Origin of the sequence: Streptomyces sp. NPDC058653, from assembly GCF_042716895.1 — a bacterium.
Taxonomy (GTDB): domain Bacteria; phylum Actinomycetota; class Actinomycetes; order Streptomycetales; family Streptomycetaceae; genus Streptomyces.
Window position 1 is genome coordinate 1 of the sequence record NZ_JBHXRM010000018.1, and the last position, 22844, is coordinate 22844.

Genomic DNA, 22844 nt, shown 5'->3' on the forward strand with positions numbered 1-22844 from the left:
AGCACACCGGCAAGAACGGGGCTCATCAGGACTCAGAACCTCTCCGGGAACAGAAGGGCGAGAACCAGATAGCCCAGCAGAACAACAGCGATGACGAGACCGACAATGTTCTCCACGGTCACAGCCTCGTCACCCCCCTGGCAACGAAAGCCACCAACGCGAACACCGCGATCGTGGTGACGACGAAGGCCAGATCGGCCATCGTGAGCTCCTGAAAGAGGTCGGGAAATCATGGACCTCTAGAGGAAAGCCCGGGTTTTCGCGGAAACGCCTCTCACTGACGCTTCTCTTACGGCCGTGGGCTCCGCCTTGACGCCTTCCTTACAGTTCCTGGCCGTCTTCAAGGTCCCGGGCCTGGTCCGACCTCGTCGCGGGGCCTCCGACCGGCGTGGCACCGGCATTAGAGTGAACCGGTGACTTCCCTCCCGGAGAACCGGCGGCAACGGATCAGTGAAGCCGACCGCGACACGGCCGTACGGCGCCTGCAGGAGGCCTACGCGGACGGCCACCTCTCGCACGAGGAGATGGACGGACTCCTCAGCCAGGCACTCACCGCGCAGACGCACGGCGCGCTGGAGGAGGCCCTGGTCTCGCTCCCGGCGGAGGAGCCGCCCACCACGTCCACGATCGGCGTCCATACCGGACGGATCCAGCGGGGCGGCGCGTGGCGGGTGCCCCGGACCCTCAAGGTGGAGTCCTCCTTCGGCAACGTCCATCTGGATCTCTCCCGGGCGGTCATCGAGCACCCGGTGATCGACATCGAACTCCAGCTCGGCACCGGCAGGGCCCGGATCACGGTGCCCCGCGACGCGATCGTCGAGTTCGAGAACATGGCCACGGGCTGGAAGGACACCCGCTACAAGCCCCCGCGCCGCTCGGGCACCGGCGGGCCGACCATCCGGATCTCCGGAACCATGGGCTTCGGCCGTCTCAAGATCCGCCACGCGCGCCGCTGAGCGTCCCGCCGCGGCTCACCCGAATGGCGTGACGGGGATGTGCGGAGCACAGTGGATAGGGGGTACGGCCGACCCGGGAAAGCTCCGGCGGCTGTGCAATCACTCGCGACATCGCTCCCTACACCAGGAAGATGAGTCGGTCATGGCAGTCAAAGAAGCCACGTCAACAGCAATGTCGAACGGCCACCACCACGGGGCCGTCAAGGGAACGACGACGATCGCGGACTCGGTCGTCGCCTCCATAGCCGGTATCGCCACCCGTGACGCGACGGGCGTCTACGCGATGGGCGGCGCGATGAGCAGGACCCTGGGGGCCGCGCGGGACAAGATGGGCCGTTCCGACGACGTGACCCGCGGGGTACAGGTCGAGGTCGGTGAGAAGCAGGCCGCGGTGGATGTCGACGTCGTGGTCGAGTACGGCTATCCGATCACCCGGACCACCGAGGACATCCGGTCGGGAATCGCCGACGCCGTCGAGACCATGACCGGCCTCGAGGTCGCCGAGGTGAACATCGACGTCCTCGACGTACACCTGCCGGACTCGGACGACCAGGGCAACGAAGAACCCCGCGCACGCTGACCCTCCCACGGACCCGCTAGCCGCGGAGTCGCAGGCCGCGGAGTCTCAACCGGGATCGCGGGGCAGCAGCGAGCCGAGGGGGCCGAGGTCCAGGTTCAGGTCCTCCATCGTGAGGTCGTAGCGCTCGCAGAGTTCCGCCATGCGGTCCCGGAGGATCATCAGCGTCATACCGATGCGTTCCTCCTGGTCCTCGCGGAGATCGCCCTCGTCCACGCGGTGCAGTGCCGTGCGCTCCATCAGCTGGCGGAGCAGTTCGACGATGGTGAGGACGAGTTTGATCAAGTCACGTTCCACCGTGTCCGGATCCGTCTCCAGGCGCTGGGCGATTCCGCGTCCGGGGGCCGGGTCGTCGGGGCCCGTCGGTACGAGATCGAAGGCGCGGGCCGCGGCCCGCGCGACCTCCCCGAACCTCGCGTCGTCGTCAGCCATGGTGTGCTCCTCGTACGGCGTGGTGCGGGATGTCCCGGCTGCCGTCGGCCGGTTCACGGGCGCGCTCGCCGTTCCATCCACCGGTCCGTTCACCACGGCCCCGGTTCGTCGGCCGTGACGGAGCGGATGACGGCCCTGAGATTGATGTGCACCAGATCCACATCGGCGACGGACAGCACCAGATCGCCGGTGAGGACGGCGCCTCCGGAGAGAAGACGGTCGAGAAGGTCTACGAGCGCCACCTGGCGCCCCGCGAGCGATTCGACGGACCCCTCGTCGGTCGGCGCGATGCCCGGTCCGTCGCTCACCGGGGCACACCGTCCGTACCGTCGCCGCCCGCCGACCGCGGCGGTGTCGCGAAGGAGTACGGCGCCCAGGGGCCGGTGATCTCGACCCGTACGCCCGGCGTCTCCTCGCCGAGCCCCGCCAGCGCCGCGCGGAAGTCGGCGACGCGCGCGGCCGGGACCAGATACGCCTCGTTGGCGATGTTCTCCCCGGCGCCCTGCCCCTGGGCGAGATCGCCCTGCTGGGGCCGGTGCGCCACCCGGCCGCCGACGAGGCCCGCCACACGCGCCGGGATCTCCGCGGCGACCGCTCCCGCCGCGGCGTAGGAGTCGCGGTGGCCCCGCCGCTGTGTCTGGCGCCGGCGCAGATACACGCGCCCCGGGCTCATCTCGGGCTCCTGCTCCGGCTCGGCCGGTACGACGGCCGCGCGCGGGTCCGCGTAGACCTTCACACCGAGTTCGACATGGTCCTCCAGCCGGGACAGGAGCGCGTGGAACTCCTCGCCCCGCTCGTTGAGCATCGCCGTCACCCGCGCGTCGTCCAGATAGACCGTCGCGAGCCGCATGGGCAGGACTGTCGCCTGCTCGTAGGCGGCCTCGACCACGGAGTGGTGCGTGCGGGCCAGCACTTCGAGCTCGGCCAGATCCTCCATCCGCGCCTTGAGGGCGTCCGCGCCGAAGGAGTCGTACGGGACCGACGAGACCAGCGCGACGAGTTCACCGGCACGCACCGTCCGCAGCGGCCCGTCCCCGATACCGCCCCGGCCGGCGAACCCGGTGTCGAGCGGTGTTCCCGCGCGGCCGACCGCGTAGAGGTACACCATCGGGGACGCCTCCGTGACCGGGTTCACCGTCCGTCCCCGTTCTCCCGCTCGCTCTCCGTACGCGAGGCGCCCGCCCCGACACCGGCCCGCAACTCCGCTATCTCGGCCCGCAGCCGCTCGTTCTCCAGCGCCAGCCGATCCGCCGACGGATCGAGGGAGTCGTCGCCGGAGCCGCCCTGGGCGCCGTTCAGCTGCCGCTTGGGGCGGGCCATGGAGGAGAGCGAGGGGTCGTGCTCCCACCAGTCGATGCCCATCTCCTTGGCCTTGTCCACGGAAGCGACCAGCAGCCGGAGTTTGATCGTCAGCAGCTCGATGTCCAGCAGATTGATCTGGATGTCGCCCGCGATGACAACTCCCTTGTCCAGGACGCGCTCAAGGATGTCGGCGAGATTGGCGGAGGAGCCTTGCTGGCTGTACGGGGACGCTCCCGATGAGGTCCCCATACGGCCGGCCAGTGAATCGGACACGTGGAATCAGCCCTGTCTGTGCTGTCGGCGACGCGGGTCAGCGACCCGCCGGGACGGTACGGCGCCGGGTACGCCGGGCCGGCTCCTCTTCCTCTTCTTCCTCGACCTCTTCCTCGACCTCGTCGAGGGGCTCCTCGTCGTCACCGTCGTCCGCGCGGGGCTCGTCCTCGGCGGGAGCCTCGTCGTCGTACTCCTCCCGCTCGTCCTCGGGGAGGTCCTCCTCGTCCACGTACTCGGCGTCGGGATCGATGTCCTCCTCGGCGTCCGCCTCGGGGTCTTCGTCCAGGGAGCCGTCGTCCTCGGCGTTCTCCGCCTCCGCGGGCTCCTCCGACTCCTCCGGCTCCTCGGAATCCGCGGCGTCCTCCGCGCGCGCCTCTTCCTGCTCGACCGCCTCGTCGTGCTCCAGCACGACCTCGCCGTCGCGGATCTCGCCGCGCCAGCCGTCGGTGGCCTCGCCCCGCATCATGATGAACTTCCGGTAGAGCTTGAGGTCGAGCCGGGCCCGGCGGCCCTGGGCGCGCCAGATGTTGCCCGTCTTCTCGAACAGCCCCTTCGGGAAGTATTCGAGGACCAGCAGCACACGCGTCAGGTTGTCCGTGAGGGCGTGGAACGTCACCACACCCTTCACCGTGCCCTTGGCGCCCTCGGTGGTCCAGGTGATCCGCTCGTCCGGCACCTGCTCGGTGACGTTCGCCTTCCAGCTGCGTGTGGACTTGGCGACCTTCACCTTCCAGTTGCTGGTGGTGTCGTCCGCCTTCTCGACGCTGACGACACCCTTGGCGAAGGTGCTGAACTCCTGGAACTGGGTCCACTGGTCGTACGCCTCGCGTACGGGCACGCCGACGTCGATGTCCTCGGTGATGGTGACGCTCTTCGACTTGCCGCCACCGCCCTTGCGCCCCTTGCCGAACAGACCCTTCACCTTGTCCTTGACGGTGTCCTTCAGATGCGAGGTCCCGGCGGCCAGGGCGGCCTGCGCGGGGGACTTGCCCTCGCCGAGTGCCTGACCGCCCTTGGCGAGGCTCTTGACGGCCCCGCCCGGTCCGTCCTTGCCGTCGGCCAGCTTGCCGACACCCTCGCCGAGCCGGTGCCCGAGGTTGGTGACGGCGTGCTGGGCGCGCGCCCGGAGGTACTCCCGGAGTTCTTCCTTGAGGCGGTCGGTGGCCGGGTTCTTCGCCACGTCGTCCTTGAGCCTGCCGAACGCGGTGTCAGCCATTGTCGCCACCCCGCTCACTCCGGCCGGCGGACGAGGCGGTCTTACGCGCCCGGGTTGCCGTCTTCTTGCGCGCGCCGCCGGAGGCGGTCCGGCGGGCGCCGGAGGTGGCCTTGGCCGCGGACCGGCCGGCCGAGCCGGCCGACTTGGCGGGCGCCTTCGCCGCGGACTTACGCCGGGGAGCCGGCTTGTCGTCCGCCTTCTGGTCACGGTCCGCGTCGCGCTCGTCGTCCTCGCGCTCCTCGGCGGGCTCTTCCTTGCCGTCGAGTTCGAGGGTGCGCCGGTGCAGCGAGTCGGCGAGGCCGGACGCCCGGTGGGTCAGGGCGTTGGTGGCCGCGCTCTTCGTGGCGTCCACCAACTCCTTGCGGACCTGGTCGTTCAGCGAGCCGAGCACGGGGGAGTTGGCCACGAGCTTGCCGAGCTGCCTCGGGTCGAAGTTCATCTTCCGGCCGGCCAGGAACATGCCGAAACCGATCGCGAGCTTTGCCTTCTTCGTACGTCCCAACAGATATCCGCCCACCAGGGCGATACCCGTCTTCGCATTGCCTGTCATCTGCGGTACACCTCAATCTCCCGTGGTCAGGAGTTGTTTTCCAGTCGTTTCTGGTAGGACTCGCACTCTTCGAGCCGGTCCAGCAGTTCGTCCTCGCGCCGGTCGAATTCCTCTTCGTCGATGGAACCGCTCAGCAGTTCCCTCTCCAGCGCGGCCAGTTGCCCACGTACGGGCTCCGGGTCGTAAAGCTCACGCTCGGCGGCGAGAACGACCTGATCGATCACCCATGCCGTGCCCCGGACGGGGGCGAGCGGAAAGGTGAGAATGCCGGTGATCAGCCCCATCACGTTCCTCCGATCAGCTTCGGCGCCGGCGTGGAAAGCCGTACCGGCACGGAAAGCCGTAACGGCGTCGAAAGCCGCTTCCGCGGTGACGTCAGACGAAGCTGTACGGCGGCAGCGGCCCGTTGAGCGTGAACTCGTAGTCGTCGCCGAGCCGTTCGGACTCCTCGTACACCGCCTGCGAGAATTTCGCGGCCTCGTCGCGCTTCACCAGGAAGGAGACGTTGAGGAAGTGCGCCTTGGTGGGCTCGGCAGCCGACACACGCTCCGCCTCGGCGGTCAGCGTGGCGGTGATCTCGTTTCCCGCCGTGCCCTGTCGCGCCTGGATCTCCTGCGAGACGAGTTCGCCGAGAGCCATCTTCTCTTTCTGTGCCCCGGGATTCTGCCGCGTGAATTCGCTGAGCCGCCGTACCTCCTGCGACGCGGCGAGTATCTCCCGCAGCAGGCTCTCCTCGGCCCGCGAGACCTTCAGGTTGTACTCCAGCCGGCCGTCGAGCTCGCCGAGGCGGGCGGTGTAGTTCTCCCGCTCCTGCTCCAGGGCGGCGATCACCTGGTCGTCGTCGGGACCGACGAGGCCGAACCGCATCGGCAGCGCGGCCCCCTCGGCCATCAGCCGCTCCAGCACGCTCTGGTGGGCGACCAGATCGCGGCGCTTGGCCCGCAGGTCCGCCGGTGTGTCGCTGACGACGGCCCCGAGATGCCTGGTCCTGACGGTCCGCAGGTCCGACGGCGGATCGCCGACGCCCCTGAGGCCGTCCAGCCGCAACGGGTGATCGGCCCCGGTGATCGCGTAGATGTAGGTGGGCATCGGCTACTCCTCCCGGCGCTGCGAGGTACGGCGAGCGCCACTGGACGCGGTGGACTTGCGGGCGGGGCGGCGCTCCTTCTCCTTCTCGTCCGAGTCGTCGTCGTCCGAACTGTCGCGTCCGCTCTTGAAGGAGTCGCTGAAGGCTTCCACCGCGCCCGACAGGGCGCCCTTCGACTTGCCCTTGGCGCCGCTCTCGACCGTGTCCCCGACGATGTCGGTGAGTTGGGCGGGGGCCTTGCGGCCCGATTCGAGGTCCAGCCTGTTACAGGCTTCGGCGAAACGGAGATAGGTGTCGACACTGGCGACGACGATGCGCACATCGATCTTGAGTATCTCGATACCGACGAGGGAGACACGGACGAAGGCATCGATGACGAGCCCCCTGTCGAGAATGAGTTCAAGAACGTCGTAGAGGTTCCCGGATCCACTTCCGCCCGAGCTGTTGTTGGCATTGCTCTGCTGTACGAGACTCATGGTCGGCCTTCCTTCCAATGAGTTGTTTCCCACGGTCCGGCAATGAACGCGGAGGCGGTCCGACTCAGCGGTCGACCTGCCCACGCGAGTACCGGCGAATTCGTTCGTAGCCCATGAGCTGGCCCTGACCGTCGAGGGAGACACGATAGGAAGCCATCACACTCGTGGTGTCCGGGATCTTCTCGATCTCGACGACCTCCACGTCGGCGGTCCAGCCGTCGTCCGTGGCTTTCAGCGCGGAAACGGAACTGGGCTCGCACCCGAGCAACTCCGCGAGCTGGCCGCCCGCCTTTCGCATGGCCGTGGCGACGTCGATACGCCCCTGGCCGCGTTCGGCGCTCTTGCCGGTCTCGCTGTCGGTGCTCTTGGTCGTCGCCATGTTCTCCGCCCGTCGTGGGTCGTCGGACTTCCTGTCGGAGTCGTCGGTCGGCCATTCATTCGCGGCCTCAACTGCGAGTGCCCGTGGAGTCCGAACGTATGCATGACCCCCGAATGGGAACCAACCGCCCTCTCGCGGCCACGGAGTCCGGGGTCCTCGGACCTCCGGTGCGGCCACACTCGTTCTGGATTCTGAAATACAGAACGTGGTAGCGTCTCGCGCGTGGACGGGTCCGCACGGCCGAGTTTTGGACTTTTGGATACAGAAAACGGTCTGAGCCGGGTCCGCCACGTCCACCACCGCGCCCGCCCGGGCCACAGGTACGGAGAGGAAACGCATGACCGTCACACTGATCACCGGAGCCAACAAGGGCATCGGCTTCGAAACGGCCCGACAGCTCATGGAGTTGGGCCACGACGTCTACATCGGCGCACGTGACGCCGAGCGGGGCGAGAAGGCCGCGGCCACGCTCGGCGCGCGATTCGTGCAACTCGATGTGACCGACGACGCGTCGGTGAGCGACGCGCTGGCGACGATCGACTCGGCCGAGGGGCGGCTCGACGTCCTGGTGCACAACGCGGGCGTCCTCGGGAGCGAAGCCACCGACGGCCCCACGGCTCTGCGGGTCTTCGACACCAACGCGGTGGGAATCGTGCGCGTCACCGAGGCCGCGCTTCCGCTGCTGCGCAGATCCCCGAATCCCGTCGTGGTCACCGTGTCCAGCAGCGCCGGGTCGTTCTGGGCGGTGACCGACCCCGAGCGGCCGGAGTTCCATCTGCCGCTCGCGCTCTACTCCGCGTCCAAGGCGGCGGCCACCATGCTGACGATCCAGTACGCCAAGTCCCAGCCGGGCATCAAGTTCAACGCCCTGGAGCCCGGCACCACCGCCACCGACATGACCGCGGCCTTCGGGGTCGGACGGTCACCGGAGGAGAGCGCAAGAACCGTCGTCCGTCTGGCGACCCTCGGCGTGGACGGTCCGACGGGGACCTTCCAGGACGAGGCCGGGGAGCTGCGTTGGTGAAGGCCTTCCGGCGGTCGTGAGGACAAACGGTGGGGGTTCCAGGGGGTGGTGGCTGTTCTTGGTCCGGCGGTTGCTCCCCACCTGGCCCAGTTTCTTCCGGCAAGATCATTACGGCCTGGCCGCTCGCGCTGAAGTTTGAAGTCAACTCCCTTAAGCTGGCGACGCTTTGGCGTGATCCCTACCCGAGGTGCGGCTGCACTTGTTGGCGCGGGCAAACTGTGTCGACCTCTGTCCGCCGTGGAGTCTCACTGATGAATCTGGGCAATCACGGCCGGTCCGGGCGTTGCATGACGAAGGCCGGCATCTGTGACGCACGGAAAGGGACGTTTGCTGTGTACCGGACGGATGATCTCCCTCGCACGGTCTCGCGAGGAGCCGCCAGGGGTGAGCAGACACACGTCCCTCCCTCGTGGTCCGGGCAGCCCGGTGACTCCGTTTCCCCGGCTCCCCCGAATCGTCGGTCCCTCGGCACGCCAGGCCCCCGGCACCGCCCGATGTAACCCCCGCCAGGGGCGGGGGAGCGTCGGCAGCGTCGCCACCCCCGCCCATTCCCCCCTCGAACCCCTAGGACCTTTTTTCCGTGACCTCTCCCTCAGAACCCGCCGTCGTGCTCGGCGCCGTGACGCTCGTCATGGCCGTCGTCGCACTGCTGCTGGCTCTCTCACGTCGCAAGCAGGTGCGACGGTGCAGAGAAATGGACGCAGCCCTGAAGAGCGCCGAGGCGCGCACGCGTTCCGCCGAATCCCGCACGGACGACCTGGAGGCCCGTGAGGAGCGGTTCCGCGCCGAGGTGGGTCATCTCGTCTCCACCCGGCTCCCCGCTCTCAAGCTCAATCTGATCAGCTCCCACCACCCCGTCCCCGGGCTGCTCCACGAGACCACGACGGGGCCCGAGGAGGCGGAACTCCTCGACTCCGTACTCGCCAAGGTCTCGGAGATCGTCCTGACCGAGCGTCGCCGCGTCGACGCCGCCGCGAGGGCCGCCCTGCGCGGCGCGAGCCAGGACTCGCAGGCGCTCTCGTACCGGCTCCAGTCGGAACTCGACGCCCTCCAGCGGGAGTTCACGGGATCGCGGCAGCTGACGCACCGTATGCTCGCCGCCGACCACCTCAACGAGCAGAATCTGCGGCTCGTCCAGCGGACCGCGATCGTGTGCGGGGCCTGGCCGGGACACGTCCGCAAGGACACCTACGTGGCCGAGATCGTCACGGGAGCCTCCTCCCGGCTGCGCGGCTTCGACCGGATCAAGATCAACTCGCGAATAGCCACCAACGTCGGGATCGTCGGACGTGCCGCCGAGCCCGTCGCCGTGGCCTGCGCGGAGCTGATGGCGAACGCGCTGGAGCACTCCCGCGACGACCTCGCGGTGGATGTCAGCCTGATCCAGACCGGAAACGGCAACGTCAGCATCACCGTTGACGACGCCGGCAAGGGCATGACCGCGGAAGCGGCGGCCCGGGGTGTGCGGCTGGTGTCGGCCGCCGACCAAGATGTGATGCTCACCGAGTTGGGCGACCCGCCCTCCCAGGGCTTCGTCGCCATCGGCCGGCTCGTCGCCGACTACGGCTTTCACGTCTCCATCGACAATCCCTCTCCCTATGGCGGGGTGCGCGCTGTGGTGACCATTCCCCCGAACCTGCTGGCCTCCATCGACGAGGAGGCCGAGCCGCCGTCCGCGATGGCCCCCCAGCCGACCGTGGCACCGAAGGCGGAGCGGCGGCCCGCCCCGCCCGTCGAAACCGCCCCGAGCGACGAGACGTCGCGCGCCTCCGCGCCCGAGGGCGCGGACGGTCTGCCGCAGCGTCGCCGCCGCGGGCCCGCGGCATCCACGGGCGGTCTCGCCGTCCCCTCGTACCGTGCTCCGGACCCGGAGCGGTCTCGCAAGGCCTGGAGCGAGTTCCAGGACGGCCTCGAAGGCAGCCGAACCGGTTCTGATTCGGAGGAAACCAAGTGACCATGCCCAACGGCGAGAACGAGACCTGGTACCTGGACCCCATCACCGAGATCCCAGGAGTCCACCACGCCCTGCTCATGACCCTCGACGGGATGGTCCAGGCCCGGTCCGAGAACCTGTCGAAGGACGACGCGGACGGTGTGGCCGCCATGACCTCCGCCCTGCACGCCGCCTCCCGCGCCGCGGTCATCCCGGCGCTCGGCGCCGCACCGGACACCCCCATCGAGACCGTCACGGTGAAGATCGCCGAGGGCACCTACATGGTCATGCCGGCCGGTGCCAACACGCTCATCGCGGCCGCGGGCGACGACTCGATGCACATGGGCGTGGTCGTCCACATGATGGCGCGGCAGGCGAAGAAGCTCGGCGAGCAGCACATGTCCGTCTCCGCGCGTAGTCACGACGGCGCGTCATGAGCCGCGGTCATCAGCGGCGCCTGCTTCCGGCGTACCTGGCGACCGGAGCGGGCGGTGCCGCGTTGCCCACCACCCTCGACACGCTGACCGCGCTGCGTGCCAGCGGCGCGCCGCTCGCCGCGTACCACACGCCGGTGCACCGGCGCGTCGTCGAGCTGGTGACCGACGGCTCCCTCACGGCGGTCGAGATCGCCGCCTATCTCGGGCTGCCGGCCAGCGTCGGCCTGATGCTCGCCGAACAACTCGTCAGTGACGGCCTGTTAAAAGCCAGCGTGCCGGTGCCGGACGCGCTGGCACCCTCGCGCGCCGGCCGGCCCTCGATGCAACTCATGGAAGAGGTGCTGAGTGGACTCCAGTCCCTCCGTGTCGCCTAGCCCGCGTCCCGTGTACCTCCCCGAGGAGGACCACCAGAGAGCCAAGATCCTTGTCGCGGGTCCTCTCGGCGTCGGCAAGACGACCGCGATCAAGACGCTGTCCCAGATCCCCACGCTGCACACCGACGAGGTCATGACGGACGCGGCGGCCGGCTCCGACGACCTCAGCTTCGTCGGCCTGCGGGACAAGACGACCACCACGGTCGCCATCGACTTCGGCCGACTGACCCTGCCGGGCGGCCGAGTTGTCCTGTATCTGTACGGAACTCCCGGGCAGCGACGCTTCCTTCCGCTGTGGGAGGGCATCGCCTTCGGAGCGCTCGGCGCGCTGGTCCTGGTCGACACCCGGCGCCTGGACGAATCGTTCGAGGTGATGGATCTCATCGAGGAGCGCGGTTTGCCGTACGCCGTGGCAGTCAATACCTTTCCTGACTCACCTGACTACGACCTGGAGATCGTGCGCAGGAAGCTCGACCTCGCACCAGCCACCCCACTCGTCACCTGTGATGCCCGCGAGATGGACAGCACTCTCAGCGCACTCATCGCACTGACCGCCCATTCCATATCCTCGGCCGGAGTCGGAGCCTCGTGAGCATCACACCACCAGCCCCAACAGTCGTGCCCCTTCACGGGCCCGAGCACGCCGCCGATCCCCAGCGCAGCTATGAACTCCTGCGCCGCCAGGGGCCGGTCGGCGTCGCGGAGATCGACACCGATCTCGTCGTCCATCTCGTCACCGACTACCAGGCCGCGCTCGAACTTCTCCAGGACACGGCCACCTGGACCAAGGACACGCGCAGTTGGCTGTCGAAGGTTCCGGAGAACAGTCCGATCAGGCCCCTGGTGGAGTGGCGGCCCAGCCTCTTCTTCGCCGACGGCGACGAGCACGCGCACCTGCGCAAGGTGATCACCGACAGCTTCCGGCTCCTCGATCCCAACGACGTCCGGACACTGACGTTCCGTTACGCCGACAGGCTGCTCCAGGACTTCGCGGACACCGGGAAGGTCGACCTCGTCAGCCAGTACGCACAGCAGCTGCCGCTGATGATCTTCAACGCCCTGTTCGGAATGGAGGACGAGCACGGTCCCAAGCTGGTGGACGCCCTCGCCGCCATGGTGGACACCGATCCGGAGCGGAAGGCGGCCGGCGCCCAGGCGTTCGGCGCCTACCTGGGGGCCCTCTACCAGACCAAGGCCGCACAGCGCGGCCACGATCTGACCTCCTGGTTCATGGACCACCCCAACGGGCTGAACCAGGAAGAGGTGATGAACCAGGTCATCATCGTCTTCGGCGCCGGGAACGAGACGACGGCCAACCTCATAGCGAACACATGCGTCCGGATGCTCAGCGACGACCGGTACTTCGGCACGCTCACCACCGGAAGTCTGCCCGTCCAGCACGCCATCGACGACGCGCTGTGGCACGACTCGCCGGTGGCCAACTACAGTTTCCACTTCCCCAGGAAGGACGTCACCTTCCACGGCACGCACATCCCCGCCGGCTCCCCGGTGATGGTGTCGTACGCCGCCGCCAACACCTGCCCGCACGCGGGCATACCGGCCGACGGCTACCGCTCGGGCACCAAGGCCCACCTGGCGTTCGCCGCCGGGCCGCACGCCTGCCCGGCCCGTGACCTTGCCCTGCTGATCGCCACCGCCGCGATCGAAAGGCTCGCCAGCTATCTGCCGGACATCGAACTGGCCGTGAAAGCCGATCAGTTGACCTACCGCGACGGGCCCGTCCACCGGACGCTCACGTCGCTGCCCGCCAGGTTCACCCCGCTGACCCCCGACGCCGAAGGCGTCACCCCCTGGAGCCGAGGCTCCTCCGGTCCGAAGACGGACACCGGGTCGCCCTCGACGGCAGGCGACCGCGCGTCGGTGACAACTCCCTAACCTGCCCTCCCATGCCGTGTCGCGGTGGTGCCGTCGGCGAAGGACCCGCACCACCGTGGCACTCCCGGGACGAGCACTGTCCTGGCCCTGTCCTCTGCCCGAACGGAACCGCCCAGACCGGTTCTCGACCGAAAGGGGATCAACCACCATGACTCACACCCGTCCCGGCACCAGCCCGCCGAGCCTCTCGTCCGTACGGCACAAGGTGAGCGCGGCCCTGACCGGATTCCTCGACGCGAAGGACCAGGCCGCGCCGGGAGCCGAGCTGCTCTATCTGACCACCACCCTGCGTACGTTCCTCACCAGCGGGAAACGGCTGAGATCCGTGCTGTGCGTCTACGGATGGCAGGCCGCCAGCGGGGACGGTGAGATGACGGCCGCCCTGCGCGCCGCCGCGAGCCTCGAACTCTTCCAGGTGTTCGCCCTGGTGCACGACGACGTGATGGACAACAGCGACGTCCGGCGCGGGCAGCCGTCCGCGCACCGGGCGCTGGCCGCCGCGTACACCGACAGCGGCGGTCCCCTCGGCCGTGCCGAGGCACACGGCCTGGGCGCGGCCGTCCTCCTCGGCGACCTGGCCCTCGTCTGGTCCGACGAGCTCCTCCACACGGCGGGTCTGGACCCGGACACGCTCGCCCAGGTGCTGCCGCTGGTGGCCGACATGCGCAGCGAGGTCATGTACGGCCAGCTCCTGGACCTCCAGACCACCGGGCGGCTGACCGGCGACCTCGAAACGGCGCTGCACGTCATCCGCTACAAGACCGCCAAGTACACCGTCGAACGCCCCCTGCACATCGGGGCGGCGGTGGCCGGAGCCGCTCCGGCCGTGCTCGACGCCTGCACCGAGTTCGGTATCCCGCTGGGAGAAGCGTTTCAGCTCCGCGACGACCTGCTCGGTGTGTTCGGCGATCCCGCCGAGACCGGCAAACCCGTCCTGGACGACCTGCGCGAGGGCAAGGCCACCGTACTGATGGCCCTCGCCGTCCAACGGGCCTCTCCCGCCGAGCGCGAGACGCTGCGCGGCCTCGTCGGCCGGAGCGACCTCGACGACGACCGGGCCGCCGAGGTCCGGGCCATCCTGGAGTCCACCGACGCCCGGTGGACCGTGGAGGAAATGATCAGCGAACGCCGTGACGAGGCCCTCGCCGCCCTGGACGAGGCGCCCTTCCCGGAAGCCGTCTCCGCCCAGCTGCGCCAGATCGCGCTGGCCGCCACGGACCGGCAGACATGACCGCCGTCCGTGGCCGCCACGGACCGGCACCCGACCACCGTCCCCATGCCGTCACCGCAACCGTGAGGTGGAAACAGCCCATGAGCGACACGGTCGTGCACGCGACCTACTCCGAACAGGCAGCGGATCTGGTGGCGAGGGTCGACCAGGACAGGTGGGGCAGCGTCCGCCCCTCCCTGTACGAGACCGCCCGGGTCGTCTCGGCGGCCCCCTGGCTGCCCGGCGAACCACGCAGGATCGCGTACCTGCTGAACGAGCAGGCCCCCGACGGCAGTTGGGGAGAAGGCCCGGCGCGCTACCGGCTGCTGCCCACGCTCAGCGCCGTGGAGGCCGCCCTGGCCGTCCTGCGACGGGGCGGCGCGTCCACGGAGACGGCCCGCCGGCTCGCCTCGGCGGTGGACGGGGGCCTCGCCGCCCTGCGCGCGCTGCCCACGGCAGGACCCTGGCCCGACACCGCCGCCGCTGAGATCCTCGTCCCGAGCCTGGTCGCGAAGATCAACGAGCAGCTCTCCCTCATCGCCGACGCGAGAACACCCGTCATCGACGGATGGCGTCCCGGGCCCGCGCTCGCGCTGCCCCGGGGTTACGACCAGAGCGTGCCCGAGTACGCGGCGAAGCGTTACGCCTCCACCGGGAGCCTCCCCGTCAAGCTGCATCACACCTTCGAGGGCATAGCCGGGTACATATCGCGGGGCCTCATACCCGACCGACCGGATCTGCTGGGCAGTTCACCGGCCGCGACCGCCGCCCGCGCCACCACGGCCTCGGCGCCACCCGCGCCGGGAACCGTCGCCGTCCTCGAATCCGTCGCACAGCGCTACGCGGGTAGCTTCCCCGAGGCGGCCCCGATCGTCGTCTTCGAGCGCCTGTGGGTCGCCGCCGCACTGGCCCGTGCCAGCCTGCCGGCCGCCAGCCTCCCCACCGTCCGGAGATGGGCCGCCGACATCTACGACCCCCGGGGAGTACGGGGCGCGCCCGGGCTCATGACCGACGCCGACGACACCGCCATGGCCGTGCTGGTGTCCTCACTGGTCGGCCTGCCGCACAGCCCCCAGCCGCTCGACCTGTTCCACAACGGCAGCCACTACGACTGCTACGTCGGCGAGGACACCGGTTCCATCACCGCCAACGCCCACGCCCTCCAGGCGCTCGGCCGCTACCAGCGCCGCCACCCCGCGACAGAGCGGCTCTACGGCCCCCGGACCCAGACGCTGCTCGACTGGCTCGTCGGCCAGCAGAGACCCGACGGAACCTGGCCCGACAAATGGCACGCCTCCCCCTACTACGCCACCGCACGGTGCGTGGCCGCGCTCAAGGAGGCCGCCGTACAGCACGGCGCGGAGCACGCCGCCGCGGCCGTCGAGACCGCCGTGGCCTGGGCACTCGACACCCAGCGCGACGACGGCTCCTGGGGGGTGTGGGGCGGTACCGCCGAGGAGACCGCGTACGGCGCCCAGATCCTCCTGTCCACCGCCCGGCACGGGCCGCGGCACGCCCGCGCGCTGGACCGCGCCGAGACCTACCTCGACGCGGTCGCGGGGACCGGCGACCACCCCGCGCTCTGGCACGACAAGACCCTCTACGCCCCCGGCGCCATGATCGAGGCCGAAGTCCTCGCCGTACGCGAGCTGCTGAGGACCCGTCACGGACGGCCGGGCGGGGAGTCGACCGCGGCCGAAGGCACCGACACGTCCACAGACGCGGAAAGGTAGGACGGACACATGACGAACGGCATCACCCTGCCACCGATCGCGCCCGGGAAACTGCCGCTCATCGGGCACGCCGTACCTCTGATCAAGGACCGTCTCGCCTTCGTCCAGAGCGTGCGCGCGCACGGCCCCGTCGTCCGCGTCACCGTCGGCCCGAAGACGCTGACGGTGGTCAACTCGCCCGAGCTGATCCACACCATGCTCACCAGCAAGGCCGACGAGTTCACCAAAGGGCTGCTCTTCGAGAAGCTCAAACTCTTCGGGAAGGACGCCCTGCCCGTCGCGGAGGGCAAGCCGCACATGCGCCGGCGCCGGCTGATGCAGCCCGCGTTCCACCGCGAGCAGATCGCCTGCTACGTCAAGACGATGCGGGAGACCGTCCACCCGTACATCGCGGCCTGGGACGGCGGAAGCCCCCTGGACCTGAAGACCGAGATGCAGCTCATGACGCAGGGCGTCGTCATGTCGGCCCTCTTCTCGGCGACGCCCCCGCGCGAGCCCGCCCACACGATCCTCGACAGCGTCGACACCGTCTTTCGGACCGCCCTGCAACGGGCCCTGCTGCCCATATCGGCCCTGGAGCGACTGCCCACCCGGCGCAACCGCAGGGTCGAGGCCGCCGGCACCGCGCTCCGCTCCGCGGTCACCGACATCATCGCGGAGCACCGGGCGGACCCCGACGCCTACGACGACGTCGTGTCGCTGCTCCTGACCGCGCGGGACGAGACCGGCGCGACACTGCCCGACGACGAGATCCTCTCGGAGGTCACCGGACTGCTCGCCGCGGGCTCCGAGACCACCGCGGTCGTCCTCGCCTGGCTCTTCCACGAACTGGGCCGGGACCCGGACCTGGAGCGCCGGCTCCACGAGGAGGTCGACGCGGTGCTCGCGGAAGGCCCGCTCACCGCCGACCGCGTGCCCCGCCTCGTCCTCACCCGCAGGCTCGTCAGCGAGACCCTGCGGCTGTACAGCCCGGCGTGGCTGGTGACCCGACAGGCCGTCTCGGACGTCAGACTCGGCGAGTTCACCCTGCCCGCCGGCTCGGACGTGATCTGGAGCGCCTACGCGCTGCACCGCGATCCCGGCCTCTTCCCCGACCCCCTGCGCTTCGACCCCGACCGCTGGCTCCCCGACCGCCCCCAGCCGCCGAAGGGCGCGTTCATCCCCTTCGGTTCCGGCAAACGCATGTGCATGGGGGACGCGTTCGCCTGGACCGAGGCGATCATCATCACCGCGCTGGTGGCGCACCGCTGGCGGCTGCGGCCGACACCCGGACGCGTGCGCCCGGTCGGAGCGATCACCACACACCCCTCGTCCCTGCGCATGGTGCCCGAACTCAGACACCACACCCTCGCGGGGCAGGCCCGATGAGCGACACGGCCCGTGCGGACCCGCGGGTCCTGCCGATGCCCGACCTGAGCGGCTCCTTCCCCGGTCCCTTCCCGGCCAGCGCGTACGCCGACGACATCGAGCGGCACGCCGCCGAGTGGCTGGGGACGTACGCGCTCGTCGGCCCGGAGCGCAGACGGAGCGCCCTGGCCGACATCACCGGCCAAGGGGTGGCCCGTACGTTCCCGACGGCCGACCGGGAGGGCCTCTTCCTCTGCGCCGAACTCTTCGTGTGGCTCGCCGCGTTCGACGACGCGCACGGCGAGGCCGCGGGGGCGCGCGATCCGGCGCGCCTGGCCCGCACGATCGCCGGCTGCGTCCGTCTCATCGCCGGCCACGACGAACCACCGGGCGCCCCGGGCCCCTTCGGCGCCGCGCTCCGTGACCTCCTGGCCCGATTCGGAGCACGGGCCACCCCTCTTCAGTACCTGCGGCTCACCGGGCACCTGCGGGACACCCTCTTCGGCATCCTGTGGGAGGCGCACCACATCGACAGTGCCGAGCACATCACCCTGTCCGACTACCGCGCGATGCGTCCGCACACCGTCTTCGTACGGACCCTCGTCGCGACGGCGGAGGCCGCACTCGGCTACGAACTGCCGGAATCGGACCGGTCGTCGGAGCCGGTCCGAGAACTGGAGTCGGCCGTCGCGGACCTCGCCGGCTGGATCAACGACCTCGCCTCGTACGCGAAGGAGACCGCCCGGGGCGGGCCGAGCGCACTCACTCTGCCCGCGCTGCTGATGCGGGAGCACGGCTGCGACCTCGACGAAGCGTTCCGACGGGCCTCCCGGATGTGCGAACGGCGATCCGCGGTGGCCGCCGCCCGGATCGCCGAACTGTCCGCCGCCGAGGGCCCGCTCTCCGACCACGCGCGGGCCCTCAAGTCCATCGCCTGCTCCTACCTCTGGCACACCGGCCACCCCCGCTACCAGGTGGCGGACGCCTCGTCCGGCCCGTAGGCGCGGCGAGCGGGCGGGTCCGGGGCTCAGTCCGCCGTCGGCGCCAGGGTGTTCGGCGGTCCGGTCAGGTGCGCGGGTTCGAGCACGAAGACGGGGATCACGCGGCTGGTCTTCTCCTGGTACTCGGCGTACGGCGGATACGCGGCGACCGCGCGCCGCCACCACTGGGCCTTCTCGTCCCCGGCGAGCTCACGGGCCGTCATGCCCCGGCGTTCGGGGCCGTCCTGGAGATCCACGCGCGGGTCGGCCCTGAGGTTGAAGCACCAGACCGGGTGGTGCGGGAAGCCGCCCTTCGAGGCCACCGCCGCGTACCGCCCCTCGTGCTCCACGCGCATCAGCGGAATCTTGCGGATCCTGCCGCTCTTGGCACCCCGCATCGTGACGATGACGACCGGCAGGCCGGTGTCCCGGAGCGTGGTGCCCTGGGTGCCGCCCGAACTCTCGTACAGCTCGACCTGTTCGCGTACCCACTGCGCCGGACTCGGCCCGTACTCGCCCTCAAGTGGCATCGCGTTCTCCCGTCGCCGTGGTGCGGACCGCTCCGTCACCTGGACCGCTCCGTCACCTAAGGGTCTGCCCCGATACCCGCGCCGAAGTCGCTCGCCTACTCTCGTGGGAGTACTGAACTACCGGTCAGCCCACCCCTATCGCACCGAACTCATGTGTCACAGGAGGGTCCGATGAAGGCGATCGTCCAGGACCGGTACGGCTCACCCGACGTCCTGGAGCTCAGGGACGTCGAGAAACCGGCCGTCGGGGACCATGACGTGCTGGTGCGGGTCCACGCGGCCTCGCTGAACGCCCGTGACTGGCACGTCATGCGGGGCGACCCGTACGTGGCGCGTCTGGCGTTCGGACTCGGCGGGCCGAAGACGAAGATCCGCGGCACGGACTTCGCGGGCCGGGTGGAAGCCGTGGGCAAGGACGTGAAGCGGTTCCGTCCCGGGGACGACGTGTTCGGGGAGGCCGAGGGGGCGTTCGCCGAATACGTCCGCGCACCGGACCGTGTGGTGGAGGCGAAACCGGACGGCCTGTCGTACGAGCAGGCCGCCGCGCTGCCCCTGGCGGGAAACACCGCCCTGATGGGCCTGCGCGACGCGGGGGAGGTCCGGCCGGGAGAGCACGTACTGGTCAACGGCGCGTCGGGTGGGGTGGGCACCTTCGCCGTACAGATCGCCAAGTCGCTCGGCGCGGAGGTGACCGGTGTCTGCAGTACGCGGAACCTGGAACTGGTCCGGTCGCTGGGCGCGGACCACCTCGTCGACTACACCGTGGAGGACTTCACCCGGAGCGGACGGCACTACGACGTGGTCTTCGACCTGGTGGGGAACCGTTCGCTGGCCGAGTGCCGACGGGCGCTGACACCGGCGGGGAGGCTTGTCCTCTCCGGTGGAGGCGTGTCCGGCGGCGGGAGCCTCTTCGGGCCGATGGGTCTGATCATCAAGGGCCATCTGATGTCGCGCTTCGTCCGCCACCGGCTGCTCGTCCTCACGGCCACGCAGAGCGACGAGAACCTGGCGGCGCTGGGGAGGCTCGCCGAGTCGGGGAAGCTCACCCCGGTCATCGACCGGACCTACCCGTTGAGTGGGACACCCGAAGCCATCGGATACCTCGAAGTGGAGCACGCGCGCGCGAAGGTCGTCATCACCGTGTGACGAACGGCTGATTGTGCCCCGCGCGGGTCGGCGCTCGCCCGGCCCGCCGGATGCCGGGCGGGCCGGGCGAGGTGGGATCAGATGACCGGTCGGACCGGTCGGACCGGGTCAGGTGAGGACGGCGCCGTAGGCGGTGAGGATCTCGTTGATGGGCTGGACGAAGGAAGTGCCGCCCGAGGTGCAGTTGCCGGAGCCGCCCGAGAGGATTCCGACGGCCAGTGCCGTGGTGCCGTCCCCGGTCAGGGTGAACACCGGGGCGCCGCTGTCGCCGGGCTCGCAGCAGAGGGTGGTGCGGATGAGTCCGCTGACGATGTCCCTCCCGCCGTAGTTGACGGTGACGTTGAGGCCGGTGACGCCGCCGCCGTGGCAGCCGGTGGTGCTGCCGGCCACCGAGACGCTTTGGCCGACAACGGGGTTCGCCGGGCCGGTGATGTCGATGATCGTGCCGCCGCAGTTGACCGTGCCGGGCCGGGGCAGCGCGGCATTGGCGTACCGGACGATGCCGTAGTCGTTGCCCGGGAAGCTGGTCCCCGCGGTCGGGCCGACAAGCGTGGTGCGTGTCGAGTTCGCGTACCAGGTGGGGACGATCGCGGTGCAGTGGCCCGCGGTCACGAAGTAATCGGCGCTGCCGGCCCGTACGTTGAAACCGGCGGTGCAGCGGCTGGAACTGCCCCAGACCGGCTCGCCGCCCTGGAGATGCGGCCGGAAGGTGCCGGCGGTGCGCTCGAAGGTGAGGGCGCCGGCGTGCGGGCCCGCGCTCCTGCGCAGCTCGGCGATCTCGTCGGCCGATACGCGCTTGTCGACCGTGACCAGGACGGTGCCGGTCGCCCGGTCGACGCCCCAGGCCGTTCCGGCGATGTCGGCGGCGAGGACGGCGTCGCCCGCGGCTGCGAGCTCGGTGGCGCTGAACGTCCGCGGCTGGGCCTGCGCCGCCTGGGGGCCGGCCAGCCCCAGCGAAGCCGGCAGGACGAGCACGGCGAGGGCGGTCACGGACCGCCGGAAGAGCCGGGCGGTGCGTCTGAGGGGGTTGGTGCTCACGTCTTCCTCCTACGAGGAGTCGGGAACAGGGAGGGACCTACCACTCAATAACGGCATGTCCCTGACAAGCGGTCATTCTCTCATCGCACCGGGCGCCGCCAAGGCCTGCTTCAGGCCACCCGTGGGCCGCCCCAGGTGCTCGCGCGATCTTCTCCGTCCGGACCGGTGGATCCCTCCGATCCGCATCCGGTCCGACAGTTGCCGCAGGGAAATATTTTTCGGCATGCCGCCCGCGCGGACGTGCGCAGGTGGGGATGGGTGCGGGCCGCCTGTCGCGGCCGAGTTCGGAATTCATCGGGGGCGGCCGGGTGTGTGAGGCCCGAATAGCCGGGCACGCGATGAGTCAGGGAAAGCATTCGCCGTTGAACGGACAGGGCGCGAATTCCGCCCGGCCGTCAGCTTTTCAACGCTGGGAAAGCATTTCTATGTGTGAGGGAGACGTTTCATGAGTGACAGCATCTGGGGTTACCAGCCGACCGCCGGCCACACCGCGGGCACCGACCTGATCGGTTACAAGGTCGAGGCGAGCGACGGCGGCATCGGCAAGGTCGACAAGCACTCCGACGACGTCAGCTCCTCGTACCTCGTGGTCGACACGGGCGTCTGGATCTTCGGCAAGCACGTTCTGCTGCCGGCCGGCGTCGTGAGCGCGGTGGACCAGGCCACGCGCACGGTTTTCGTCGATCTCACCAAGGACCAGATCAAGGGCTCCCCGGAGTTCGACAAGGACAAGCACGTCGGCGACGCGGGATATCACGAGCAGGTCGGTGGCTACTACGAGGGTCACCGCCCCCGCTGACGCGGAGCGCACACGCCGCGTGGGGCGGACCGGATATTTTCCGGTCCGCCCCACGCGCATGCCGCAGAAAGAAAGCGCGCGTTTTCGTATCGGCGCCGAAACGGGGATTCGGTCATTCTCTTGAATTCGACCGGAAATGCTCTCCGGTTGGCCGGAATCGAAGGGGAACGAGGCTCTCCAAGTCGGCCGTGACTCTGTCCGCCGAGGGGGAGACGGTCGTCTAGGAACCGGCGCGGGCCCTCAGCGTTTCGTGGTACGTCCCTCCGCGGCCCAACCCAAGTACGCGCACGACGGGGCGGCGGGCGAGAGCCGAGGCGATCAGATCGCCTACGCGGGGCGAGAGGGCCTCACCGAGCAGAAGCATGTTGGCCATGCGCGGCAGGACGACCCGGCGTTTTCCGTACCGGACCGCGTCCACCACCTCGCGCGCGACGCCCTCCGCCGAGAGGGGAGTCATGTACCGGAACGGCGGGGGCATCTCGGCCTCCTCGGCGTCCTTCAGCAGGTCGGTGGCGGTGAGGGCGGGGTACATCACGGTGACCCGGATGTTCCTGCCGGCCACCTCCTGGCGGAGGCTGTCCGAGAAGGCGGAGACGGAGTGCATCACGATCGCGTACGAGCCGAACCGGGCGAACGCCTTGCGCCCCATCACCGACGACATGTTCACGATGGCTCCCCCTCGCTGCCGGCTCATGACGGGAACGACCCGCTGCGTCACGCTGATGGTCCCGAAGAGGCTTGCCTGAAGGGTGTGCCGGACGTCGTCCGCGAACGCGGGCGACTCGACCTCACCGACCCTTCCGACACCGGCGTTGTTGACCAGCACGTCGATCCGCCCGAACCGGTCCGTGGCGGCCTCCACCAGCGCGGCGACGGCACTCGGGGAGGTCACGTCCGTCGGTACCGTCAGCACCTGCGAGCCGAGGGCGCGGACCTCGTCCGCCACCTGGGCGAGCCCGTCGGCGGAGCGGGCCGCCAGGACGAGTCGCGCGCCCTGCCGGGCGAAGGCGAGCGCCACAGCGCGGCCGATTCCTCGGGACGCTCCGGTGACCAGTACGACTCGGCCGGAGAAGACCGCTTTCATGGTGCTGCCCCCTTCGTTGCGCATACGACGTCCGCCCCGGCATGAGGTACGGCCGCCCGCCCGAC

28 protein-coding genes are annotated in these 22844 nt (G+C 69.7%); 14 read left to right on the plus strand and 14 right to left on the minus strand.

All coding sequences use genetic code 11. From position 1 onward, the window contains the following. Positions 1–32 precede the first annotated feature (32 nt). A complete protein-coding gene (gene kdpF / locus ACFWU9_RS17135) occupies positions 33–122 on the minus strand; it encodes a K(+)-transporting ATPase subunit F (protein WP_384319052.1) in 90 nt (29 codons plus the stop codon). A gap of 291 nt (positions 123–413) precedes the next feature. Here kdpF and ACFWU9_RS17140 point away from each other — a divergent pair, with 291 nt between their 5' ends. Next, positions 414–956, plus strand: a complete 543-nt coding sequence (locus ACFWU9_RS17140; protein WP_384319054.1) for a DUF1707 domain-containing protein — start codon at positions 414–416, stop codon at positions 954–956. 142 nt (positions 957–1098) lie between these two features. Continuing rightward, complete coding sequence (locus ACFWU9_RS17145; protein WP_384319056.1) at positions 1099–1536, plus strand: Asp23/Gls24 family envelope stress response protein; 438 nt, start codon at positions 1099–1101, stop codon at positions 1534–1536. 45 nt (positions 1537–1581) lie between these two features. On the opposite strand, the gene ACFWU9_RS17150 is transcribed toward ACFWU9_RS17145, so the two are convergent. From ACFWU9_RS17150 to ACFWU9_RS17195, 10 genes are all read right to left on the minus strand, one after another. Continuing rightward, on the minus strand, positions 1582–1965 hold the full coding sequence (locus ACFWU9_RS17150) for a gas vesicle protein K (RefSeq protein WP_384319058.1): 384 nt from the start codon (positions 1963–1965) through the stop codon (positions 1582–1584). 89 nt (positions 1966–2054) lie between these two features. Then, positions 2055–2273, minus strand: a complete 219-nt coding sequence (locus tag ACFWU9_RS17155) for a gas vesicle protein (protein ID WP_384319060.1) — start codon at positions 2271–2273, stop codon at positions 2055–2057. Further along, positions 2270–3100, minus strand: coding sequence for a GvpL/GvpF family gas vesicle protein (locus ACFWU9_RS17160; protein WP_384319062.1), 831 nt, complete (start codon positions 3098–3100; stop codon positions 2270–2272). Before ACFWU9_RS17160 ends, ACFWU9_RS17155 begins: the two co-directional genes overlap by 4 nt. Continuing rightward, on the minus strand, positions 3097–3516 hold the full coding sequence (locus ACFWU9_RS17165; protein ID WP_384319064.1) for a gas vesicle protein: 420 nt from the start codon (positions 3514–3516) through the stop codon (positions 3097–3099). Before ACFWU9_RS17165 ends, ACFWU9_RS17160 begins: the two co-directional genes overlap by 4 nt. 61 nt (positions 3517–3577) lie before the next feature. After that, positions 3578–4756 carry an SRPBCC family protein gene (locus ACFWU9_RS17170; RefSeq protein WP_384319066.1) on the minus strand — a complete coding sequence of 393 codons (1179 nt, stop codon included), beginning with the start codon at positions 4754–4756 and terminating at the stop codon, positions 3578–3580. Further along, entirely contained in the window at positions 4749–5306 is a 558-nt protein-coding gene (locus ACFWU9_RS17175) for a hypothetical protein (protein ID WP_384319068.1), read from the minus strand. The genes ACFWU9_RS17170 and ACFWU9_RS17175 overlap by 8 nt, the downstream gene beginning before the upstream one ends. Before the next feature lie 26 nt (positions 5307–5332). Continuing rightward, on the minus strand, positions 5333–5590 hold the full coding sequence (locus tag ACFWU9_RS17180) for a gas vesicle protein GvpG (RefSeq protein WP_384319071.1): 258 nt from the start codon (positions 5588–5590) through the stop codon (positions 5333–5335). A gap of 91 nt (positions 5591–5681) precedes the next feature. Beyond that, positions 5682–6395 (minus strand): GvpL/GvpF family gas vesicle protein, encoded by a 714-nt coding sequence (locus tag ACFWU9_RS17185; protein WP_384319073.1) that lies wholly within the window; start codon positions 6393–6395, stop codon positions 5682–5684. Positions 6396–6398: 3 nt separating this feature from the next. Next, a complete protein-coding gene (locus tag ACFWU9_RS17190; protein ID WP_384319075.1) occupies positions 6399–6869 on the minus strand; it encodes a gas vesicle structural protein GvpA in 471 nt (156 codons plus the stop codon). Between the two features lie 64 nt (positions 6870–6933). Then, the gene (locus ACFWU9_RS17195) at positions 6934–7248 is read right to left on the minus strand and encodes a gas vesicle protein (protein WP_384319077.1); all 315 of its coding nucleotides are present in this window, start codon (positions 7246–7248) and stop codon (positions 6934–6936) included. A 337-nt stretch (positions 7249–7585) separates the two neighbouring features. Between ACFWU9_RS17195 and ACFWU9_RS17200 the strand changes: the two genes are divergently transcribed. The 10 genes from ACFWU9_RS17200 to ACFWU9_RS17245 all read left to right on the plus strand — a co-directional run bounded on the left by ACFWU9_RS17200 (position 7586) and on the right by ACFWU9_RS17245 (position 18203). After that, a complete protein-coding gene (locus tag ACFWU9_RS17200) occupies positions 7586–8272 on the plus strand; it encodes an SDR family NAD(P)-dependent oxidoreductase (protein WP_384319079.1) in 687 nt (228 codons plus the stop codon). Positions 8273–8852: 580 nt separating this feature from the next. Continuing rightward, positions 8853–10226: a sensor histidine kinase gene (locus tag ACFWU9_RS17205; protein ID WP_384319081.1), complete on the plus strand. Its 1374-nt coding sequence runs from the start codon at positions 8853–8855 to the stop codon at positions 10224–10226. Positions 10227–10228: 2 nt separating this feature from the next. Continuing rightward, the gene (locus ACFWU9_RS17210; RefSeq protein ID WP_384319342.1) at positions 10229–10642 is read left to right on the plus strand and encodes a roadblock/LC7 domain-containing protein; all 414 of its coding nucleotides are present in this window, start codon (positions 10229–10231) and stop codon (positions 10640–10642) included. After that, positions 10639–11016, plus strand: coding sequence for a DUF742 domain-containing protein (locus ACFWU9_RS17215; protein WP_384319083.1), 378 nt, complete (start codon positions 10639–10641; stop codon positions 11014–11016). Before ACFWU9_RS17210 ends, ACFWU9_RS17215 begins: the two co-directional genes overlap by 4 nt. A gap of 10 nt (positions 11017–11026) precedes the next feature. Then, entirely contained in the window at positions 11027–11608 is a 582-nt protein-coding gene (locus tag ACFWU9_RS17220) for an ATP/GTP-binding protein (protein ID WP_384319085.1), read from the plus strand. A 26-nt stretch (positions 11609–11634) separates the two neighbouring features. Continuing rightward, on the plus strand, positions 11635–12912 hold the full coding sequence (locus tag ACFWU9_RS17225) for a cytochrome P450 (protein ID WP_384319087.1): 1278 nt from the start codon (positions 11635–11637) through the stop codon (positions 12910–12912). Between the two features lie 148 nt (positions 12913–13060). Next, on the plus strand, positions 13061–14143 hold the full coding sequence (locus ACFWU9_RS17230) for a polyprenyl synthetase family protein (RefSeq protein WP_384319089.1): 1083 nt from the start codon (positions 13061–13063) through the stop codon (positions 14141–14143). A gap of 80 nt (positions 14144–14223) precedes the next feature. Further along, on the plus strand, positions 14224–15855 hold the full coding sequence (locus ACFWU9_RS17235; RefSeq protein WP_384319091.1) for a prenyltransferase/squalene oxidase repeat-containing protein: 1632 nt from the start codon (positions 14224–14226) through the stop codon (positions 15853–15855). Between the two features lie 9 nt (positions 15856–15864). After that, complete coding sequence (locus ACFWU9_RS17240; protein WP_384319093.1) at positions 15865–17223, plus strand: cytochrome P450; 1359 nt, start codon at positions 15865–15867, stop codon at positions 17221–17223. Next, positions 17220–18203: a terpene synthase family protein gene (locus ACFWU9_RS17245; protein WP_384319095.1), complete on the plus strand. Its 984-nt coding sequence runs from the start codon at positions 17220–17222 to the stop codon at positions 18201–18203. Before ACFWU9_RS17240 ends, ACFWU9_RS17245 begins: the two co-directional genes overlap by 4 nt. Positions 18204–18229: 26 nt before the next feature. On the opposite strand, the gene ACFWU9_RS17250 is transcribed toward ACFWU9_RS17245, so the two are convergent. Then, on the minus strand, positions 18230–18712 hold the full coding sequence (locus ACFWU9_RS17250) for a nitroreductase family deazaflavin-dependent oxidoreductase (protein WP_384319097.1): 483 nt from the start codon (positions 18710–18712) through the stop codon (positions 18230–18232). A gap of 171 nt (positions 18713–18883) precedes the next feature. On the opposite strand from ACFWU9_RS17250, the gene ACFWU9_RS17255 reads away from it, so the two are divergent. Further along, positions 18884–19858: an NAD(P)-dependent alcohol dehydrogenase gene (locus tag ACFWU9_RS17255; RefSeq protein WP_384319099.1), complete on the plus strand. Its 975-nt coding sequence runs from the start codon at positions 18884–18886 to the stop codon at positions 19856–19858. Between the two features lie 108 nt (positions 19859–19966). Here ACFWU9_RS17255 and ACFWU9_RS17260 read toward each other — a convergent pair whose 3' ends face one another. Beyond that, positions 19967–20896 (minus strand): S1 family peptidase, encoded by a 930-nt coding sequence (locus ACFWU9_RS17260; RefSeq protein ID WP_384319101.1) that lies wholly within the window; start codon positions 20894–20896, stop codon positions 19967–19969. Positions 20897–21341: 445 nt separating this feature from the next. On the opposite strand from ACFWU9_RS17260, the gene ACFWU9_RS17265 reads away from it, so the two are divergent. Next, positions 21342–21695 carry a PRC-barrel domain-containing protein gene (locus tag ACFWU9_RS17265; protein WP_384319103.1) on the plus strand — a complete coding sequence of 118 codons (354 nt, stop codon included), beginning with the start codon at positions 21342–21344 and terminating at the stop codon, positions 21693–21695. 220 nt (positions 21696–21915) lie between these two features. Here ACFWU9_RS17265 and ACFWU9_RS17270 read toward each other — a convergent pair whose 3' ends face one another. Then, positions 21916–22803, minus strand: coding sequence for an SDR family NAD(P)-dependent oxidoreductase (locus ACFWU9_RS17270; protein WP_384319105.1), 888 nt, complete (start codon positions 22801–22803; stop codon positions 21916–21918). Between the last annotated feature and the right edge of the window lie 41 nt (positions 22804–22844).

Excerpts from the sequence above, each read along its gene's own strand:
- ACFWU9_RS17255 (WP_384319099.1), top strand. The coding sequence starts at position 18,884 with ATGAAGGCGATCGTCCAGGACCGGTACGGCTCACCCGACGTCCTGGAG.
- ACFWU9_RS17240 (WP_384319093.1), top strand. The coding sequence starts at position 15,865 with ATGACGAACGGCATCACCCTGCCACCGATCGCGCCCGGGAAACTGCCG.
- ACFWU9_RS17210 (WP_384319342.1), top strand. The coding sequence starts at position 10,229 with ATGCCCAACGGCGAGAACGAGACCTGGTACCTGGACCCCATCACCGAG.
- ACFWU9_RS17195 (WP_384319077.1), bottom strand. The coding sequence starts at position 7,248 with ATGGCGACGACCAAGAGCACCGACAGCGAGACCGGCAAGAGCGCCGAA.
- ACFWU9_RS17230 (WP_384319089.1), top strand. The coding sequence starts at position 13,061 with ATGACTCACACCCGTCCCGGCACCAGCCCGCCGAGCCTCTCGTCCGTA.
- ACFWU9_RS17150 (WP_384319058.1), bottom strand. The coding sequence starts at position 1,965 with ATGGCTGACGACGACGCGAGGTTCGGGGAGGTCGCGCGGGCCGCGGCC.
- ACFWU9_RS17175 (WP_384319068.1), bottom strand. The coding sequence starts at position 5,306 with ATGACAGGCAATGCGAAGACGGGTATCGCCCTGGTGGGCGGATATCTG.
- ACFWU9_RS17200 (WP_384319079.1), top strand. The coding sequence starts at position 7,586 with ATGACCGTCACACTGATCACCGGAGCCAACAAGGGCATCGGCTTCGAA.
- ACFWU9_RS17180 (WP_384319071.1), bottom strand. The coding sequence starts at position 5,590 with ATGGGGCTGATCACCGGCATTCTCACCTTTCCGCTCGCCCCCGTCCGG.
- ACFWU9_RS17165 (WP_384319064.1), bottom strand. The coding sequence starts at position 3,516 with ATGGGGACCTCATCGGGAGCGTCCCCGTACAGCCAGCAAGGCTCCTCC.
- ACFWU9_RS17250 (WP_384319097.1), bottom strand. The coding sequence starts at position 18,712 with ATGCCACTTGAGGGCGAGTACGGGCCGAGTCCGGCGCAGTGGGTACGC.
- ACFWU9_RS17145 (WP_384319056.1), top strand. The coding sequence starts at position 1,099 with ATGGCAGTCAAAGAAGCCACGTCAACAGCAATGTCGAACGGCCACCAC.
- ACFWU9_RS17265 (WP_384319103.1), top strand. The coding sequence starts at position 21,342 with ATGAGTGACAGCATCTGGGGTTACCAGCCGACCGCCGGCCACACCGCG.
- ACFWU9_RS17235 (WP_384319091.1), top strand. The coding sequence starts at position 14,224 with ATGAGCGACACGGTCGTGCACGCGACCTACTCCGAACAGGCAGCGGAT.
- ACFWU9_RS17215 (WP_384319083.1), top strand. The coding sequence starts at position 10,639 with ATGAGCCGCGGTCATCAGCGGCGCCTGCTTCCGGCGTACCTGGCGACC.
- ACFWU9_RS17185 (WP_384319073.1), bottom strand. The coding sequence starts at position 6,395 with ATGCCCACCTACATCTACGCGATCACCGGGGCCGATCACCCGTTGCGG.
- ACFWU9_RS17190 (WP_384319075.1), bottom strand. The coding sequence starts at position 6,869 with ATGAGTCTCGTACAGCAGAGCAATGCCAACAACAGCTCGGGCGGAAGT.
- ACFWU9_RS17270 (WP_384319105.1), bottom strand. The coding sequence starts at position 22,803 with ATGCGCAACGAAGGGGGCAGCACCATGAAAGCGGTCTTCTCCGGCCGA.
- ACFWU9_RS17170 (WP_384319066.1), bottom strand. The coding sequence starts at position 4,756 with ATGGCTGACACCGCGTTCGGCAGGCTCAAGGACGACGTGGCGAAGAAC.
- ACFWU9_RS17245 (WP_384319095.1), top strand. The coding sequence starts at position 17,220 with ATGAGCGACACGGCCCGTGCGGACCCGCGGGTCCTGCCGATGCCCGAC.